This is a genomic window from Halomonas borealis (genome assembly GCF_004798905.1).
Taxonomy (GTDB): Bacteria; Pseudomonadota; Gammaproteobacteria; order Pseudomonadales; family Halomonadaceae; genus Halomonas; species Halomonas borealis.
The window spans coordinates 70191-85023 of sequence record NZ_SDMO01000006.1 but is presented as its reverse complement, the minus strand read 5'-3'; the positions used below and the strand labels follow the sequence as shown (position 1 = coordinate 85023).

At 65.8% G+C, this 14833-nt stretch carries 21 protein-coding genes and 1 tRNA gene; all 22 read left to right on the top strand.

Features of this window, described 5'->3' with window-relative positions; all coding sequences use genetic code 11:
- Position 1: 1 nt before the first annotated feature.
- On the top strand, positions 2 to 127 hold the full coding sequence (locus ETC07_RS15995; protein ID WP_276605504.1) for a hypothetical protein: 126 nt from the start codon (positions 2 to 4) through the stop codon (positions 125 to 127).
- A complete protein-coding gene (locus tag ETC07_RS07845) occupies positions 124 to 705 on the top strand; it encodes a VRR-NUC domain-containing protein (RefSeq protein ID WP_136247950.1) in 582 nt (193 codons plus the stop codon). Before ETC07_RS15995 ends, ETC07_RS07845 begins: the two co-directional genes overlap by 4 nt.
- Positions 695 to 1249: a hypothetical protein gene (locus ETC07_RS07840; protein ID WP_136247949.1), complete on the top strand. Its 555-nt coding sequence runs from the start codon at positions 695 to 697 to the stop codon at positions 1247 to 1249. The genes ETC07_RS07845 and ETC07_RS07840 overlap by 11 nt, the downstream gene beginning before the upstream one ends.
- 93 nt (positions 1250 to 1342) lie before the next feature.
- Positions 1343 to 1417, top strand: a tRNA-Ile gene (locus tag ETC07_RS15655).
- A gap of 129 nt (positions 1418 to 1546) precedes the next feature.
- Positions 1547 to 1819, top strand: coding sequence for a hypothetical protein (locus ETC07_RS07835; RefSeq protein ID WP_136247948.1), 273 nt, complete (start codon positions 1547 to 1549; stop codon positions 1817 to 1819).
- Positions 1820 to 1824: 5 nt separating this feature from the next.
- Positions 1825 to 2322 carry a lysozyme gene (locus ETC07_RS07830; RefSeq protein ID WP_240724593.1) on the top strand — a complete coding sequence of 166 codons (498 nt, stop codon included), beginning with the start codon at positions 1825 to 1827 and terminating at the stop codon, positions 2320 to 2322.
- Positions 2323 to 2364: 42 nt separating this feature from the next.
- Positions 2365 to 2847 (top strand): DUF4200 domain-containing protein, encoded by a 483-nt coding sequence (locus tag ETC07_RS07825; protein WP_136247946.1) that lies wholly within the window; start codon positions 2365 to 2367, stop codon positions 2845 to 2847.
- A complete protein-coding gene (locus ETC07_RS15990) occupies positions 2810 to 2932 on the top strand; it encodes a hypothetical protein (protein ID WP_276605503.1) in 123 nt (40 codons plus the stop codon). Before ETC07_RS07825 ends, ETC07_RS15990 begins: the two co-directional genes overlap by 38 nt.
- Positions 2933 to 3348: 416 nt before the next feature.
- Positions 3349 to 3855 (top strand): DUF1441 family protein, encoded by a 507-nt coding sequence (locus tag ETC07_RS07820; protein WP_136247945.1) that lies wholly within the window; start codon positions 3349 to 3351, stop codon positions 3853 to 3855.
- Positions 3848 to 5926 carry a phage terminase large subunit family protein gene (locus ETC07_RS07815; RefSeq protein ID WP_136247944.1) on the top strand — a complete coding sequence of 693 codons (2079 nt, stop codon included), beginning with the start codon at positions 3848 to 3850 and terminating at the stop codon, positions 5924 to 5926. The genes ETC07_RS07820 and ETC07_RS07815 overlap by 8 nt, the downstream gene beginning before the upstream one ends.
- Positions 5927 to 5935: 9 nt before the next feature.
- On the top strand, positions 5936 to 6166 hold the full coding sequence (gene gpW, locus ETC07_RS07810) for a gpW family head-tail joining protein (protein WP_136247943.1): 231 nt from the start codon (positions 5936 to 5938) through the stop codon (positions 6164 to 6166).
- Position 6167: 1 nt separating this feature from the next.
- Positions 6168 to 7649 (top strand): phage portal protein, encoded by a 1482-nt coding sequence (locus ETC07_RS07805; RefSeq protein ID WP_136247942.1) that lies wholly within the window; start codon positions 6168 to 6170, stop codon positions 7647 to 7649.
- Positions 7650 to 7652: 3 nt separating this feature from the next.
- Complete coding sequence (locus tag ETC07_RS07800) at positions 7653 to 8855, top strand: head maturation protease, ClpP-related (protein WP_136247941.1); 1203 nt, start codon at positions 7653 to 7655, stop codon at positions 8853 to 8855.
- A 67-nt stretch (positions 8856 to 8922) separates the two neighbouring features.
- Positions 8923 to 9282: a head decoration protein gene (locus ETC07_RS07795; protein ID WP_136247940.1), complete on the top strand. Its 360-nt coding sequence runs from the start codon at positions 8923 to 8925 to the stop codon at positions 9280 to 9282.
- Positions 9283 to 9347: 65 nt separating this feature from the next.
- A complete protein-coding gene (locus ETC07_RS07790) occupies positions 9348 to 10340 on the top strand; it encodes a major capsid protein (protein WP_136247939.1) in 993 nt (330 codons plus the stop codon).
- Positions 10341 to 10351: 11 nt separating this feature from the next.
- Positions 10352 to 10672, top strand: a complete 321-nt coding sequence (locus tag ETC07_RS07785) for a head-tail joining protein (RefSeq protein WP_136247938.1) — start codon at positions 10352 to 10354, stop codon at positions 10670 to 10672.
- Between the two features lie 27 nt (positions 10673 to 10699).
- Positions 10700 to 11269 carry a phage tail protein gene (locus ETC07_RS07780; RefSeq protein WP_136247937.1) on the top strand — a complete coding sequence of 190 codons (570 nt, stop codon included), beginning with the start codon at positions 10700 to 10702 and terminating at the stop codon, positions 11267 to 11269.
- Positions 11270 to 11298: 29 nt separating this feature from the next.
- Positions 11299 to 11757 (top strand): hypothetical protein, encoded by a 459-nt coding sequence (locus ETC07_RS07775; protein ID WP_240724592.1) that lies wholly within the window; start codon positions 11299 to 11301, stop codon positions 11755 to 11757.
- An 18-nt stretch (positions 11758 to 11775) separates the two neighbouring features.
- A complete protein-coding gene (locus ETC07_RS07770; protein ID WP_136247935.1) occupies positions 11776 to 12102 on the top strand; it encodes a hypothetical protein in 327 nt (108 codons plus the stop codon).
- On the top strand, positions 12099 to 12983 hold the full coding sequence (locus tag ETC07_RS07765; protein WP_136247934.1) for an Lcl C-terminal domain-containing protein: 885 nt from the start codon (positions 12099 to 12101) through the stop codon (positions 12981 to 12983). Before ETC07_RS07770 ends, ETC07_RS07765 begins: the two co-directional genes overlap by 4 nt.
- Positions 12984 to 13106: 123 nt before the next feature.
- Positions 13107 to 14099 carry a hypothetical protein gene (locus ETC07_RS07760; RefSeq protein ID WP_136247933.1) on the top strand — a complete coding sequence of 331 codons (993 nt, stop codon included), beginning with the start codon at positions 13107 to 13109 and terminating at the stop codon, positions 14097 to 14099.
- Between the two features lie 78 nt (positions 14100 to 14177).
- Complete coding sequence (locus ETC07_RS07755) at positions 14178 to 14693, top strand: hypothetical protein (RefSeq protein WP_136247932.1); 516 nt, start codon at positions 14178 to 14180, stop codon at positions 14691 to 14693.
- The last annotated feature ends 140 nt before the right edge of the window (positions 14694 to 14833 follow it).

Here is a 14833-nt window from a genome sequence, read left to right as displayed (position 1 = left end):
CATGAAGAAATGGCTGAAGGCGAATCTCTGGTGGCTGCTGATCTTCCTGGCTGTGGCGCCACTGTGGCTGCTTCTGGTGATCGACATGTGGACGCTGGCGCTGGGTAACTGGGGGACATGCGGATGAGCTCACGCACCTATGGTCGAGGCCCCGCCCGGCGCAAACCCACGGCCTCCGGCAAGCCACGGCGCAAACCGGTGGACTGGGAAGGGCAAGAGCAGGCGGTGGTGATGCGCTGGCTGCTGGGCGAAAAGATGCGCGGCACCGCGGTGGGGGAGCTCTACGACGCCACCTATCACGTGCCGAACGGCGGCTACAGGCTCGGGAAGGAAGCGGGGCGGATGAAGCAGCAGGGCGTGAAAGCCGGGGTTAGCGATCTGGTGGTGATGGATGCGCGGGGTGGCTGGTTTGGGCTCTATCTCGAGTTCAAGGCCACGCCGCCCCGGGACGCCGATCTTGCCAAGAGCCAGCGGGATTGGCTGTCGCTGGCGGAGGCCCGGGGCTACTGCGCTGGGCTGGCGCTGGGCTTCGAGGAGGCGAGGCGGGTGCTGACGGAATATGCGGCCTTGCAGCCCACGCAGTTTCACCGCGGCGAGTGCGTGGTGCTGGAGAGTAGTTCGGAATGGAAACGGGGAGGCGATGATGGCAGCGATGGCAGCACTGGCACTGAGAACACAGGTACGGAGTGTGATGATGGAGCGTGACGACTGGCAGCGGGTGGAAAATCCCTGGCGGGTTCTCGCAGCAGCCGCCACCGATGAAGCGGCCCGGGATGCGGCAGTGATCCGTATCATCGACACCTGCCTCGAGCAGCAGCTGGTGCGGCGGCATGACAGCGTGGGCTATCAGCCGTTTTCGGTGACTGGCAATGTGCCGATGCCTGGATCTGGTCGGAATATCGATCAGGCCATGTTGGCCGCCGAGCGCTATCGGCCCGAAAGTGAGTGGCACCACGCCTGCTCGTGGTTGCTCGGGATGCTGCCTCGGCGCCAGGCGGCGGCGATGATGATGCAGGCGGCTCGGGTGCGTCCGGAAAAGTTGGGCTCATCGATGTGGGCGGTGACGGCATCTCAGATGGTCGATCGTCAGGTGCTGTTACTGCGTGATTTGGGCATGGCGGAGTTGGTGCCGACGCCATTCGCCAGTGTTGAGGATCTTCAAAAGGCGGCTCAGCGAGCCCGAAACCGGCTTCGTGAATGGTTGGCCGACGAGACTCACAAACAACATATTGACGCGGTGTCCGGTTAGCGCTACTTTATGTAGTAGGCTGATCGCGCTATGCGCTGAAAGCCACCCTCTATCGACGCCCTGCCGGTTACCCGGCGGGGCGTTTGCGTTTACAGCAGGCGAGACAGACGGCAAGTCGCCGGGCTCATAACCCGGAGAGACCTGGTTCGACTCCAGGGCCTGCTACCAGTTTATGCCGCCCGGCGTCCTCCCTGTCGCGCCACCCCCGAGGGCGGCTCCCTATTCGCGATGACGCCACCTGATAGCGCTGCCCGGCATGCCGGGCCTTTTTTTCTCCATGCCCAGACGATGAGCCTTATGTCTTCACGCATTGCCTTTGAAGAGGGTGCCCGGATCGCCCCTGTGGGCATCGGCTGGGCCACCATCATGAATGCCGACCCGGCGACCCAGGTGGGCATTGCTGCCGGGGTACTGACCTGCCTCTACATGGTGGGTCAGCTGTGGTGGATCTGGCGCCGTGCGCGCATCGAGGACGAGAAGCTGGCGATGATAAAGCGCGAGCATCTCGCCCAGTTAGCCCAGCAGGGTGTCGACGTTGATAAGGAAATCCGGGGCGGGGGTGGGGCATGAGCTTCATGAAAAAGGCGGGCGTGGCCGCCATCGGCAGCGCCTCGGCGATGTCCTTAGCACTCGGCGTGGTGAGCCACTTCGAGGGAAAGGAGAACGCCGCCTATCGCGATCCGGTTGGCGTGGTGACCATTTGCTATGGCCACACGGCCACCGCGCGGATCGGGCAGTCATTGAGTGACGAGACTTGTAGCGAGTTACTGGCGGGCGACCTGGGCGATGCCTTCGATGCCGTCGACGACCATGTCGATGTTGAAATGCCGGCCACTCGCCGGGCGTCGCTTGCGTCGTTCGTTTTCAATGTGGGGGAGGGGGCGTTTCAGCGTTCGACCCTGTTGCGCCGGTTGAATGCCGGTCGATGGCGTGATGCCTGCGATGAGCTGCTGCGCTGGGTCTATGCCGATGGTCAGTGGCTGCGAGGGCTGGACCGACGCCGCCGTGCCGAGCGGCAGTTGTGCCTGATGGAGCCTGCGCCCACTCAGTTGGCGAGGTCTGACGATGAATGATCATGCTGCCGTTCTGTGTCCGCCCCAACAAGTGGGGTGGTCGTGACTGCCTGGCTGCGTCTGGTGCCCGGGTGGGCTTGGGTTGGCTTGCTGGCCATTGTCCTCACCTGGCTGGGCTGGCTGCAGCTGGAGCGGGTGACTGCCCAGCGTGACGCCGCCCTCGCCGAACTGAACAGCACTCGAGGAGAGATCGCCGCCCTGGAGAGCGGGCTGGAGTGGCGGCGCGAGAACGCCCGCCGTCTGATGGCAGCTCTCGAACAGCGTGAACAGGCGCTGACCGCGGCGCGCGAAACGATCCGGGGGCACCGCGAGGCGCTCGACCGGTTGGAGGATGATGATGCAGAGGTCCGTGACTGGCTGTCTGATCCTGTTCCTGGTGGCGTGGCTGACTGGGTGCGCCAGCTCCGAGGTCCGCACGATGCCGATCCTGGTGACACCAGCGGTGCCGGCGACGCTGACGGATCCGCTGCCAGCTCCCGAGGGGAGGGTGAGTCAGCATCGCAACCTGCTCGGTCTGCTGGCTGACTACGAGTCGTTGCGCCGTCGTGCCAACGCCGATCGGGCCGCGGTGGTGGAGATCCTGGCCCATGATGCTGGCGACGATGAGTGAGCGGCGGGGCCCTGTCGTGCAGCGTTGCCGCAATGCGCTCGCTGCTCTTGGTGTCTTGGCCTTGGTGCTGTGTTGGATGCTCGGCGCTCTACGCGGGGAGTTCCGCCGCCGTCGCTGTACCACCCGACCACGTCAGTGAATGATCCTGCTCGATCCGGCAGTGACGATAGCCGCGACGAGGGCGCTGGATGACTCCAGCTGGGGTGCTTTCTGTGGCCGCCAGCACGGAAAACGCGGGTCCTTCCGGGGCCCCAACCGGGAGCCACGAGGGCGCAGAGTCCCGGATTTCGACATTTTTTCGGGTTTTCCCGGTCGGCAGCAGCACCGAGGTCTATCCCGCATGGCTGCTGGTTTTCGTGGTGCCGAAGGTGCCGACGCGCAGAGGGGTGAGGTGCCGAACATAGGATGACCAGCGTGTGGCCGAGATCAATCGCCTCGAGGAGGCCTACCAGTGGAATATCAGCCGCCTCGGCGATGCCTTCGGGTTGCACCGCGACACGGTCCGCAAGCGGCTGAAGGCGGCGGGCGTGGTGCCGGCGGCCACCCGTAACGGCGCCAATGTCTACGCCCTCAAGGACGCCGGTCCGGCACTGTTTGGGGATACCCAGGGCGGCTGGGGCGAGAACCCCGACCAGCTGCACCCGACCGATCGTCAGGCGTGGTACCAGTCCGAGCTCTCCCGCGTGAAGCTTGAGAAGGAGATGCGCTTGCTGGTGCCGGTCGAGGAGGCGCACCGCGAGATGAGCCGTCTGTCCAAGGCGGTGGCGAGCGGACTGGATAGCTTGGCCGATATGCTCGAGCGTGACGCCGGCCTGCCGCCAGAGGCCATCGAGCTGGTGGAGACAACCACAGACGCGTTACGCGAACAGATGTATCAGGCGATCATCGAAGACGATGGCGAGGGGGAGTTGGCCGATGGGTAGCACCGCCAGCGCCTCCGCCATCCGCCGCGACGTCGCCGAGCTGATCCGTCCGCCGCGCCGGATTCGGGCCAGCCAGGCCGCTGCCGAACGTATGAAGGTGGTAGGCGGCGACGGCACAGTGCGTGACTGGAGCCCCGAGGCCACGCCCTACATGGTCGAGCCGCTCGATTGCATGGGTAGCCGCCGCTACGACGCGGTGATCTTCGTTGGCCCCGCGCGGACCGGTAAGACCAACGCCCTGGTCGACGGCTTCGTGGCCTACAAGATCGACTGCGACCCCGGCGATGGTCTGATCGTGCAGATCAGCGAGGACAAGGCCCGCGAGTTCTCGAAGAAGCGCATCGATCGCATGCTGCAGCATTCGCCCGCGCTGTCTGCCCGGCTCAGCCCGCGCGGCCACGACAACAACGTCCACGACAAGACGTTTCGCGCCGGCAACTACCTGGGCATCAAGTGGCCGTCGAAGAACGTGATGGCCAGTTCCGACTATCAGTTCGTGCTGCTCACCGACTACGAGCGGATGGGTGACGACATCGATGGCGAGGGCGACCCCTTCACCCTCGCCAGCAAGCGCACCCAGACCTTCGGGTCTACCGGCATGACGCTCGCCGAGAGCTCGCCGGGCCGCGAGATCACCGATGCCGACTGGGAGCAGCCGGCCGACGCGCCGCACATGGCGCCGCCGACCACCGGCATCCTCGACCGTTACAACCAGGGTGACCGTCGCCTGCTCTACTGGCAGTGCCCCGAGGCCGTCTGTCGGCGATGGTTCACGCCGACCATGGATCATTTCAGCCAGGCCAGCGCTCGCCTGTTCTGCCCGCACTGTGCGAGCGAGATCAACCCCAAGGCGAAGCGCGACTTGAACCTGGCTGGCCGCTGGGTGCCCGAGGGCTGTGAGCTGACTCTCGATGGCGAACTGGTCGGCACGCCACGCCAGACGCGTATTGCTTCGTTCTGGATGGAGGGGCCCGCCGCCGCGTTTCAGAGCTGGGCGAGCCTGGCTGAAAAGCTGGCACGCGCTGAAGAGAGCTACCAGCAGACCGGCAGCCAGGACACCCTCAAAAGCATCATCAACACCGACTGGGGCAGGCCCTACCTGCATCGCCGCAGCGAGGTGCAGCGCTCCAGCCAGCAGTTGATGGACCGCGCTGAAGAGACCGAGCGACGCACCGTGCCCCACGGCGTGCGCTTCCTGACCGCCACCGTCGACGTTCAGGGCGGCAAGCATCGACGCTTCGTCGTGCAGATCCATGGCACCGGCGTGAACCGCGAGAAATGGGTCATCGACCGCTTCAATATCAAGGAAGACCGAGGCCCCGAGAACGACCAGCCGCCGCGCCAGGTCAGCCCGGCCACTCAACCCGAAGACTGGGACCTGCTGACTCGCGACGTACTCCGGCGATCCTACCGCCTCGCCGATGGCAGCGGGCGGCGCATGCCGATCCTTGCCGTCGCCGTCGACACCGGCGGCGAGAAGGGCGATGACGGTGAATCGGTCACCAGCCAGGCCTACGACTGGTTCCGCCGCCTGCGTAAGGACGGCCTGCAGAGCCGTGCCTACCTGGTTAAGGGCGGCAGCAGCAAGACCACCAACCGCGTCAGCAAAAGCTGGCCCGACAACACCGGTCGCAAAAGCCGCAAGAGTCGCGCCCGCGGTGACGTGCCCCTCTACAGCCTTGGTACCGACCTCCTCAAGGACGCCGTGGCCGCGATGATGGATCGCGACAATCCCGGCGCCGGCTACATGCACGTGCCGCGCTGGCTAGGACGCTGGTGGTACGACGAGCTGACCTACGAGGTGCGCGACCCCGCCACCGGCAAGTGGTCGCGCCCCGGCAAGCGCCCCAATGAGGCCTTCGACCTGCTGGTCTACGACAGCGCCCTGGGGATCATCCTGGGCGCCGAGAAGATCGATTGGGCGGCGCCACCGGCCTGGGCTGGCGAATGGGACGATAACCCGCTGGTCTTCGATCCTCACGCCGATCAACACCCTGCTGAGCCGGCCTACAAGCAGCGCGAACAGGCCCCCAAGACGCGCCGCCGCAAGGTGGCCAAGCCCCGAATCTAGGAGATCCGCATGGCCTACACCACCGCCGAGCTGGCTCAGGTGCGCCAGGCCATTCTCGACCTGGCCACGGGCAACCGCGCGACCATGGTCACCAAGGACGGCCGCACGGTGCAGTACGCCCGCGCCGACATCGACAAACTGCGCGACCTCGAGCGCACCATCGCCGCCGAGTTGCAGTCGCAGGACGGCACCAGGCGGCGCAGCCGCACTCGCTACGCCGTGACATCCAAGGGGCTCTGAGATGACCGTATCGATGAAGCCCCGCCTGCGCTATCGGGGCAACACCGTCGTGCGCGCCCAGTACGAAGGCGCGAGCACCAAGCGGCGCATGGCCGGCAAGGGCACGACGATCAGCGGGCCCAACGCACCGATCGAGCGTCACCTGCCGACCCTGGTGGCACGCAGCCACAACGCCGTGCGTAACAACGCCTACGCCGCCAAAGCTAAAGAGTCATACATCGCCAACCTAGTCGGCACCGGCATCAAGCCTCAGTGGGGCGATCAGCGCATTCAGGCGCTGTGGGATCGTTGGGTCGGCGAGTGCGACGCCGATGGCGTCGACAACTTCTATGGCCTGCAATCGCTGGCCGCCGGAAGCCAGTTCGAGGCCGGTGAGGCGCTGGCGCGCATCCGCTACCGTCGGGCCAGCGACGGCTTGGCGGTGCCGATGCAGTTGCAGGTGATCGAGCCCGAGCACCTCGACCCAACCTTCTCCCGCGCCTTCGGCAGCCGGCTGATCAAGATGGGGATCGAGTTCGACGGCATCGGCCAGCGCCGGGCCTATCACCTGTGGCGCTACCACCCTCAAGAGCGGCTGACCAGCGCGGTCAACGAGCGAGTGCCGGTGCCCGCCGACAGCGTCGTCCATATGTACCGGCGCGGTCGGCCCGGCCAGCTGCGCGGCGTGCCCGAGCTGACCAGCGTCATCGTGCGGCTCTACGAGATTGACGAGATGCAGGACGCCACCCTGGCCCGGCAGAAGCTAGCCCAGCTGTTCGGCGTGTTCGTCAAGCGCAAGACCGCCCACGACCCCGAGGATGATGGCCCGACCTTCGGCGATCTCGTCAGCATGCCCGGCGACGCCGAGCCGCTCGATGAGTTCACCCCCGGCGGCATCCACTACCTCGAAGACGACGAAGAGGTGCAGTTCTCCAACCCGCCGGACATCCAGGGTCAGTACACCGAGTGGCTGCGTTCCGAGCTGCTGGCCGTGGCCGCTGGCGCCGGCATCACCTACGAGCAGCTCACCGGCGACCTCAAGGGCGTCAACTACTCCAGCATCCGTGCCGGGGTGATCGAATTCCGCCGCCGCGCCGAGGCCTTGCAGGCCATGTTGCTCGTGCATCAGTGGTGCCGCCGTATCGCAGCCAAGTGGCTCGATGTGGCGGTCACCTCCGGCGCCCTGACGATCCCCGGGTATTGGCAGGGCGAGCGCGAGCGCGCCCTGGCCGTCGAATGGATCGCGCCGAAATGGGCCTGGGTGGACCCGCTCAAGGAAAGCACCGCCGATCTTCTCGAGGTGCGGGCCGGCTTCAAGCCGCGCAGCGAGGCCGCCGGTGAACGCGGGTGGTCGATCGAGCAGCTCGACGCCGAGATCGCCAAGGGCCACGCCAGCGCCGACGAGAACGGTCTGTTTCTCGACTCCGATCCGCGCCACATGGCCAAGAACGGCACCCTCCACCAGGCCCTCGCGGCCCTGGCTGCCACCGACGAAGAGGACTGACCCATGACATGGTTTACCGCTAAGGCCCTCGCGGACGATCCGCGCCGCGCCCACGTCGTGATCGACAAACCCATCGGCTCCGACTGGGCACCGGACTGGATCGCCGATTTCACCGGCGAGCAGCCAGCTCGCGAGTTCATCGCCGCCGTGGATGCCCTGGGCGAGCTGGATGAGATCACCGTCGAGCTCAACAGCCCCGGCGGCGATGTCGCCTCCGGCGTGCGCATCTTCAACTATCTGCGCGACCACTCGGCCAAGGTGCATACCCGTGTGACCGGCACCGCCGCCAGCATCGCCACGGTGATCATGATGGCCGGCGACACCCGCTCCATGGCCATCGGCAGCACCATGATGACCCACCGGGCCAGCGGTCTAATGGTCGGCTTCTTCAATGCCACCGAGATGGAGGAGACCGCCCGCAACCTCAAGTCGATCGACACCTCGCTGGTCAGCATCTACACCAGCGCCACCGGAAAGAGCGCTGACGAGATCACTGCGCTGCTCGACCAGGGAGACACCTTCCTCGGCGCCGACGAGGCCATCGAGTGGGGCTTCGCTACCGAGGCCGATGCTGAGCTACGCGCGGTGGCCTGCGCTGATCCCAAGCTGTTCATGAGGCAGCTCGAGCAGCATGGCGAGATCGCCAAGCTGCGGGCGCAGATTGATGGCCAGGGCGGGCAGGGCGCCACCATGACCGCCGCCGACGCCCTGGCGCTGGCTTTCGACCTCACCTCCGAAGAGGCCGAGGCCCAGGCCGCCGACCTGGGCGACCGGATCATCGCATTGCAGAAGCGGACTCCGGTCGATGATGACCTGGAGCCTCTCACGCTAGTGGCTAATGCCATGATGCTCGATCCGGCCGAGATGCGTGCGAATCCTCAGCAGGTGATCGACACCCTCCAGGATCTGCGCAAGAACGGCAGTTTCTCGGCGGACGACCTGACCGCCGAAGTCGGGCGCGAGCGTTCGCGCGTGACCGCCATCGTCAAGGCCTGCCAGACCACCGGCCAAACACAGTTGCTCGACAAGCTGATCGACAACGGCATGGGCGAAGAGCAGGCCAGCGAGTACATCTACGACGTCGCCGCCGCCAGCGGCAATCGCCACAGCATCCACAACAGCCACTCCCCTGAAGGCGGGCACAAGCCCGGCATCGACTACGCCGACATCTATGCCCGCCAGAACCGCACCAAGGCCACCGCCTGACCGGCCGGCCTGCACCCCGCCGCGCCTCTGGCTCGGCACTCTGACACGCCACTGAAGGAGAACCACCATGGCGAGTTCCACCGAAGGCCGGCACACCGGCGAGCACATCGTTTCCGAAACCAATGGCGCGCGCTCCCGCGAGCAGGGCACCTTGGCCGCCGGCAACCTGCCGGCCGGCGCGGTGCTGGCGCTGAACGGCGACGGCGACTACGTCCAACTGGCGCCGGGCGCCGCCGACGGCACCGAGGCCGCCAAGGCGGTGCTGTATGGCGCCGTGGATGCCACGGACGGTCCGCAGCCCTGCGCAGTGCATGTGCGCGCCTGCGAGGTGCAGGAAGACGCACTGACGCTGCCGGATGGCATAACCGAGCCTCAGACCACCGCGGCCCTGAATGACCTGATCGGCGTCGGTATCATCCCGCGCTGATCGCTTCACCTCCCACCGAGTGCCCGCTGACGGGCGACTGACTCATCTCGAATAGGAGCCTTTTCATGGGCATCTTCGATTCCGACATCTTCACCATGTCGTCCCTGACCGCTTCCATCAACCAAGTGACTTACACGCCGAGCCAGATCGGCGACGCCGGCCTGTTCGACGCCGAGGGGATCTCCACCACTAGCCTCGTCATCGAATCGGACGGCGAGACCCTGGGGCTGGTCGAGTCCAAGCCGCGCGGCGCCCCCGGCACCGTAGTCGGCGCCAACAAGCGCACTGGCGTCAGCTTCCAGGCTGCACACCTGCCGACCACCGCCACCGTGCTGGCCGATGAGGTGCAGAACGTCCGCGCCTTCGGCAGCGAGGACAATGAGCAGGCGGTGCAGGAAGTGGTCAACCGTCGCCTTGCCAAGATGGCTCGCGTCATTGACATGACTCACGAGCACCACCGCCTCGGCGCCATCATGGGCAAGGTAATGAACAGCAACGGCACCAGCGTGCTCTATGACCTGTTCTCCACCTTCGGGATGACCCAGAAGACGGTCGAGATGAAGCTCGACACCGCCAACACCGACGTACAGTCGATCTGTCTGGACATCCATGAGGCGGTGGAAGACGCCCTCGGTGGGCTCTCCTACACCGGTATCACCGTGCGCTGCGGCAAGACCTTCTGGCGCAAGCTGATCAGCCACAAGGCCGTGAGGGAGGCATACCAGCGATACCAGGACGGCGCGCGCCTGCGCGACGACCCGCGTGACGGCTTCCCCTTCGGCGGCATCTTCTGGGAGCGCTATCGCGGCGGCGGCACGGTCAAGGTGCCGGACGCCGAGGCCTACGCCACCCCCGAGGGCGTGATGGATCTGCACATCACTCGATTTGCCCCTGCGGACTACATGGACGCGGTGAACACCCTCGGCCTGCCGTTCTATGCCTCCTCCGAGGAGCTGCCGCACGGCAAGGGCGTGAGTATCGAGGCGCAGTCCAACCCGGCGCACCTCAGCACCCGGCCCAAGGCCAACATCAAGCTCTATGAGAACACTGCCGCATAACGGGGTGACCCATGAGCTTTTCCGACCACGCCGACCGCCTCGATGAGGCGGTCATGGGTCACTTGGCCGACACCCAGTCGGCCACCTATACCCCCGCCACCGGCGACCCGGCCACGATCCCCGTGATGGTGGATCGTGACGTCGAACGCACGGTGCCTGGCATGCAGGGCGTCGTGATGGAACGGCGCACCGAACTTGCCGCCTACGCCACTGATCTCGCTGGCGCCAAACGCGGCGAGATGGTGACCGTAGGGGACGAGGCCTGGCGCCTTGTCACCAAGGAATCCGATGACGGCGCCTTCGTTACCTGGATCGTCAAACCCGACCGCTGAGCCGCATCGCACAGACAGGAGGCCGCCATGGCCCTCGAGCCGATCAAGATCCGCGTCGACCGACAGGCCGTGCGCGAGATCTATGATGATCTCGCCCACATCAAGGACGGCGCGCCCAAGGCGATGTCTCGGGCGATCAACCACACGCTCGGCGTCACCCGCACCGAGGCGAGCAAAGAGGTCCGCAAGCAGGTCAAGCTCAAGGCCGGCTATGTGCGCGACAAGCTCAAGGTCCGCCGTGCCACTACCAGCAAGCCCCAGGGTGCGATCCAGACGCCAACCCGCGGCACCCTGCTGACCCGCTATCCGAACCGCCAGTACAAGAAGGGCGGCATCGGTGTGCAGGTCAAGCCGACCGGCGGAAAGCAGAAGATGCCCGGCGCCTTCTTCATCCGCTTCGCCAACGGCAACCAGGCTGTTGCCATCCGCACGAAGCGCGGCCCCGGCCTCGGCCGCTCCGAAGGGCTTAAGGTGCTCTATGGGCCGTCGGTCTCCCAGGTGTTTACCGACGTGAAGGACGATCTACAGGCGACCAGCGGTAACCGCCTGATGCAGCGCTTGGACTACGAAGCCGGCCGCCTGATGGCCAAGCAGTAGCCCTTCCGAAGCCAAGCAGAGGAATGCCCATGGCGGCCCCAATACGTGAACAGATCCTCGAGGCGCTGGTCGCCAAGCTCAGCGGGCAGCCGGCATTCAGCGGCCACGCCGCCCAGCGGGCCAACAGTGAACTCGACATCACCGAGCTGCCGGCGATTTCGCTGTGGGACGGCAGTGACGCCAGCGTCGAGACCGACCAGCGATACGGTCAAGCGGTGGTGACGACCCAGGTCGGCGTCGAGACCGTCCACCAGGCCAACGTTGACTATGCGACGTGGTCGGCCCAGGCGAACACAGTGCTGGCCGAACTGATCAGCGCCGCTACCGGCGGCGATCGCACGCTCGACGGGCTGGCTGATGACGTGCGTTACGCCGGCACCACCCTTTATTACCCGGAGCCCGGCAGCGACATTCTCGGCATCGACCTCGTGCTCGAGGTGCGCTGGCGCCACGACCTGGGTGACCCCTTTACCAATTCCATGGGCTGATCCCCGGAGATCGACGATATGGCCTACAACGAAATGCAGAGCCGCGCGCTCCCCCACCGCACCGACGTGCGCTGGTTTCACTCCGAGACCGTGACGGATGCCACCAGCGATCCACTGATCCTGCCCAGCCTGGGGCGTGACGCCGCCGTGTCCGTTACACCCGGAACCGGCGCCACCGTGCAGTACACCCTGTCGAGCTATGCCGACGTGATAAACGTCACCGCTACCTGGCATGACTGGCCCGCGGGTTCGGTCACCGAGGCCACCGTGGACGGCATCGCCGGCTCGGCCAGCGCCCTGCGTCTGCTCAGCACCGGGGCAAGCGAGTGGGAGGTGGCGCTATGACGATCAGCCGTCCCCTGTGGGCGAGCCAGCGGGGCGGTGTCGGCGGCGGAACCTCCGGCGAGGTGGTGGTCACCGGGGATCAACATATTCCCACCATCACCGCGACGCTGGGCTACGTGGGTGCCGACGACGATCCGGTGGTGACGCTCGAGATCACCGACCCGGCCGCCGACGCCCAGGATCTGCGCGTCTACCGCAGCACCTCGCCCCTCGATGCCGCCGCGCTGCCCGCGCCGCTGGCGACGCTGACGCCGGCCACCGCCTCCGATGACGATGCCGCCGTGACCGGCGGCGCCACCTATTACTATCGATTGGCCAGCGTGACCGGCAGCCTGATGCGCCTGAGTGCCGAGGTTTCGGTGGCAGTGGTGGAGAAACCTGCCGGGCCCGACTTCTCCACCGCCCAGATCGGCGACGAGATCGGCGGCGGTATCTATGCGGGCGTCGACACCATCGACGGCACGGACTACCACATCGTCGCAGGCGATGCGGCTTCGGAGGCATACGGGCTGGAGTGGAAGACCTCGGCAACGACCACGGCGGGCACGGGCAGCGACACCGACGGCCTGGCCAACACCAACGCCATGGTCGCTGCCGGCGTCGCGGAGCACCCGGCGGCGGAGCACTGCGTCAGCTATACGGGTGGCGGGCACAGTGACTGGCACGTACCGGCACGCAGTCAGCTCACGCTGATGTACAGCAACCTGGCCGGGCACGCCGAGTTCGCAGACAACGTCAGTTCAGGCGACCAGACCTGGACGTCCACGGAGGCCACCCAGAGCAACGCCTGGGCACGAAGGCTCTCCAACGGGGACCTTGGCGGCACCAGAAAGGACGAACGCGATGTATGGGCCCGCCCCGTCCGCAGGGTCGCGGTTTAACTCTCATCCGTCGCCGAAGGCGCTGCCGGTTACATCATCACGATCTCAGCCCGCCGCTAGGCGGGTTTTTCATGCCCGGCCGCCGGGCTCTCATCACATCAGTCACACCAGAGGAGATGCCTGATGGCCATCACCAACAACCCGAAGCTCGAGTACGAGTCTGGTCAGGCGTTTCAGGCCTTTGAGCAGATGAATAGCACGGGCGATGCCACCGTATACGAGGCATCGTTCGCGCCGTGGTCCGGGCGCTCGGGCTTCGAAGCCAGCGTGCTGCCGTTCGGCCTGGCGACTGGCGGCGCGATCACCCCCGGGACGAGTGCCGACGAGGTCGATGTGGCGGCGCTAACTGCTTACATGCCGGGAACCATGGCTGCCGATTCTGACGGCCAGGCCAGCGTGGCCAGCGGCACCGTGAGCGTGACACGCGCGGCGAGCGATACGCACATCGTCCATTCCATCACTGTGGATGCCTCGGGCACCCTGGTGGCCGTGGCCGGCGGTGAGGGCACTGCGTTCAGTGAGACGCGTGACGACTCCGGCGGGCCGCCGCTGATCCCCGTTGATTCGGTGGAGATCGGTCAGGTGCGGCTTTCCAGCCAAGGATCCGCAATGGTGGGCAGCACCGAAATCTTTCAGGTAGTGGGCACGCATACCGAGCGGTATGACTCGCCGGTGTGGTCCGAGGATCCGACCGCAGGCGAGGTCATCTTTGCTACTGCGCTACCAGCCATCCATGCCGGCGACGTTCCCAAGCAGGTTCATGTGCGCGGGTATGTGCCTATTTTCGCCGAGCTTCCTAGCGTCTCCGACTTCGTGCCGGCGGACGAATCCAACTCGGTAAACTCGACGCAAATCTATGGCGGCACCCTGGGCTCGGTTAGCACATCGCTCGGGCAGGCCTCATTCACCTATTACGGCAAAGACGGCATCACCGACGCGATCATCAAGCAGAAGGGGCAGCGGCTTTGGTTCCGCTGGTACCAGGACCGTAATAAGGCGCCGTTCTCGCTGACCCAGGGCATCGTCGGCATCAGCCGCACCTACCCGGCCGGCGATCACGTAAACATTCCGGTGACGGTGTCTGCCGAGCAGGCTACCGAGGACTTCGACGGCTGACGCTCGCCGGCACTAGACCAATCTTCGGCCCCGGAATATCCGGGGCCGCTCTTTTTCCACATGCGGGCAGGAGCTGGCATGGAATTCGACATCAGCAAGTTCACCAGCACTTCGTTCACACCACGCGAAGAAGATGTGCCGGTGCCGGACCTGGCCGCTTTCTTCAGCGGCACGCCGGAGAAAGACGAAAGCGGCAACGCCAAGCCGCCGCTGTGGCGAGTACGCGGTCTGACTGGTGCCGAGCTGGCGAAGGCCAATGAAGCGGTGCAGATGAACCGCAACCGCGTGGCCATTGCCGAGGCATTGGCCGCCGGCAAGGACCAGCAGCTCACTGAGGCGCTGCGCGAGCTGATCGGCAACGGTGACGCCGTGCCGGATGACACGGCCAAGCGAATCGAGATGCTGACCATCGGCAGTGTGTCGCCCGGGTGCACGGGGCAGCTGGCGGTGAAGCTCGCCGAGGCGTTCCCCATCGAGTTCACCCAGCTGACCAACAAGATCATGCAGTTGACCGGCCTGGGTGGTGAGCCGGGAAAGCCCAAGCGCTCTTCAGGGACGAAGAAGTCCGGCTCGCGCTCACCCTCTGCCACCTGAAGGGCGAGTTTCTGTTTCGGGTGCGGCCCGATTTGATTCCACTGCCCATGCTGACCCCGCTGGAATGCGAGCTGTGGTCACTGTTCTTTGACGAACAGAAGGCTCGCCAAGACTGCCAGCCCAACACCTGATCCATCCTC

Excerpts from the sequence above, each read along its gene's own strand:
- ETC07_RS15995 (WP_276605504.1), top strand. The coding sequence starts at position 2 with ATGAAGAAATGGCTGAAGGCGAATCTCTGGTGGCTGCTGATCTTCCTG.
- ETC07_RS07845 (WP_136247950.1), top strand. The coding sequence starts at position 124 with ATGAGCTCACGCACCTATGGTCGAGGCCCCGCCCGGCGCAAACCCACG.
- ETC07_RS07840 (WP_136247949.1), top strand. The coding sequence starts at position 695 with ATGGAGCGTGACGACTGGCAGCGGGTGGAAAATCCCTGGCGGGTTCTC.
- ETC07_RS07835 (WP_136247948.1), top strand. The coding sequence starts at position 1,547 with ATGTCTTCACGCATTGCCTTTGAAGAGGGTGCCCGGATCGCCCCTGTG.
- ETC07_RS07830 (WP_240724593.1), top strand. The coding sequence starts at position 1,825 with ATGAAAAAGGCGGGCGTGGCCGCCATCGGCAGCGCCTCGGCGATGTCC.
- ETC07_RS07815 (WP_136247944.1), top strand. The coding sequence starts at position 3,848 with ATGGGTAGCACCGCCAGCGCCTCCGCCATCCGCCGCGACGTCGCCGAG.
- gpW (WP_136247943.1), top strand. The coding sequence starts at position 5,936 with ATGGCCTACACCACCGCCGAGCTGGCTCAGGTGCGCCAGGCCATTCTC.
- ETC07_RS07805 (WP_136247942.1), top strand. The coding sequence starts at position 6,168 with ATGACCGTATCGATGAAGCCCCGCCTGCGCTATCGGGGCAACACCGTC.
- ETC07_RS07800 (WP_136247941.1), top strand. The coding sequence starts at position 7,653 with ATGACATGGTTTACCGCTAAGGCCCTCGCGGACGATCCGCGCCGCGCC.
- ETC07_RS07795 (WP_136247940.1), top strand. The coding sequence starts at position 8,923 with ATGGCGAGTTCCACCGAAGGCCGGCACACCGGCGAGCACATCGTTTCC.
- ETC07_RS07790 (WP_136247939.1), top strand. The coding sequence starts at position 9,348 with ATGGGCATCTTCGATTCCGACATCTTCACCATGTCGTCCCTGACCGCT.
- ETC07_RS07785 (WP_136247938.1), top strand. The coding sequence starts at position 10,352 with ATGAGCTTTTCCGACCACGCCGACCGCCTCGATGAGGCGGTCATGGGT.
- ETC07_RS07780 (WP_136247937.1), top strand. The coding sequence starts at position 10,700 with ATGGCCCTCGAGCCGATCAAGATCCGCGTCGACCGACAGGCCGTGCGC.
- ETC07_RS07775 (WP_240724592.1), top strand. The coding sequence starts at position 11,299 with ATGGCGGCCCCAATACGTGAACAGATCCTCGAGGCGCTGGTCGCCAAG.
- ETC07_RS07770 (WP_136247935.1), top strand. The coding sequence starts at position 11,776 with ATGGCCTACAACGAAATGCAGAGCCGCGCGCTCCCCCACCGCACCGAC.
- ETC07_RS07765 (WP_136247934.1), top strand. The coding sequence starts at position 12,099 with ATGACGATCAGCCGTCCCCTGTGGGCGAGCCAGCGGGGCGGTGTCGGC.
- ETC07_RS07760 (WP_136247933.1), top strand. The coding sequence starts at position 13,107 with ATGGCCATCACCAACAACCCGAAGCTCGAGTACGAGTCTGGTCAGGCG.
- ETC07_RS07755 (WP_136247932.1), top strand. The coding sequence starts at position 14,178 with ATGGAATTCGACATCAGCAAGTTCACCAGCACTTCGTTCACACCACGC.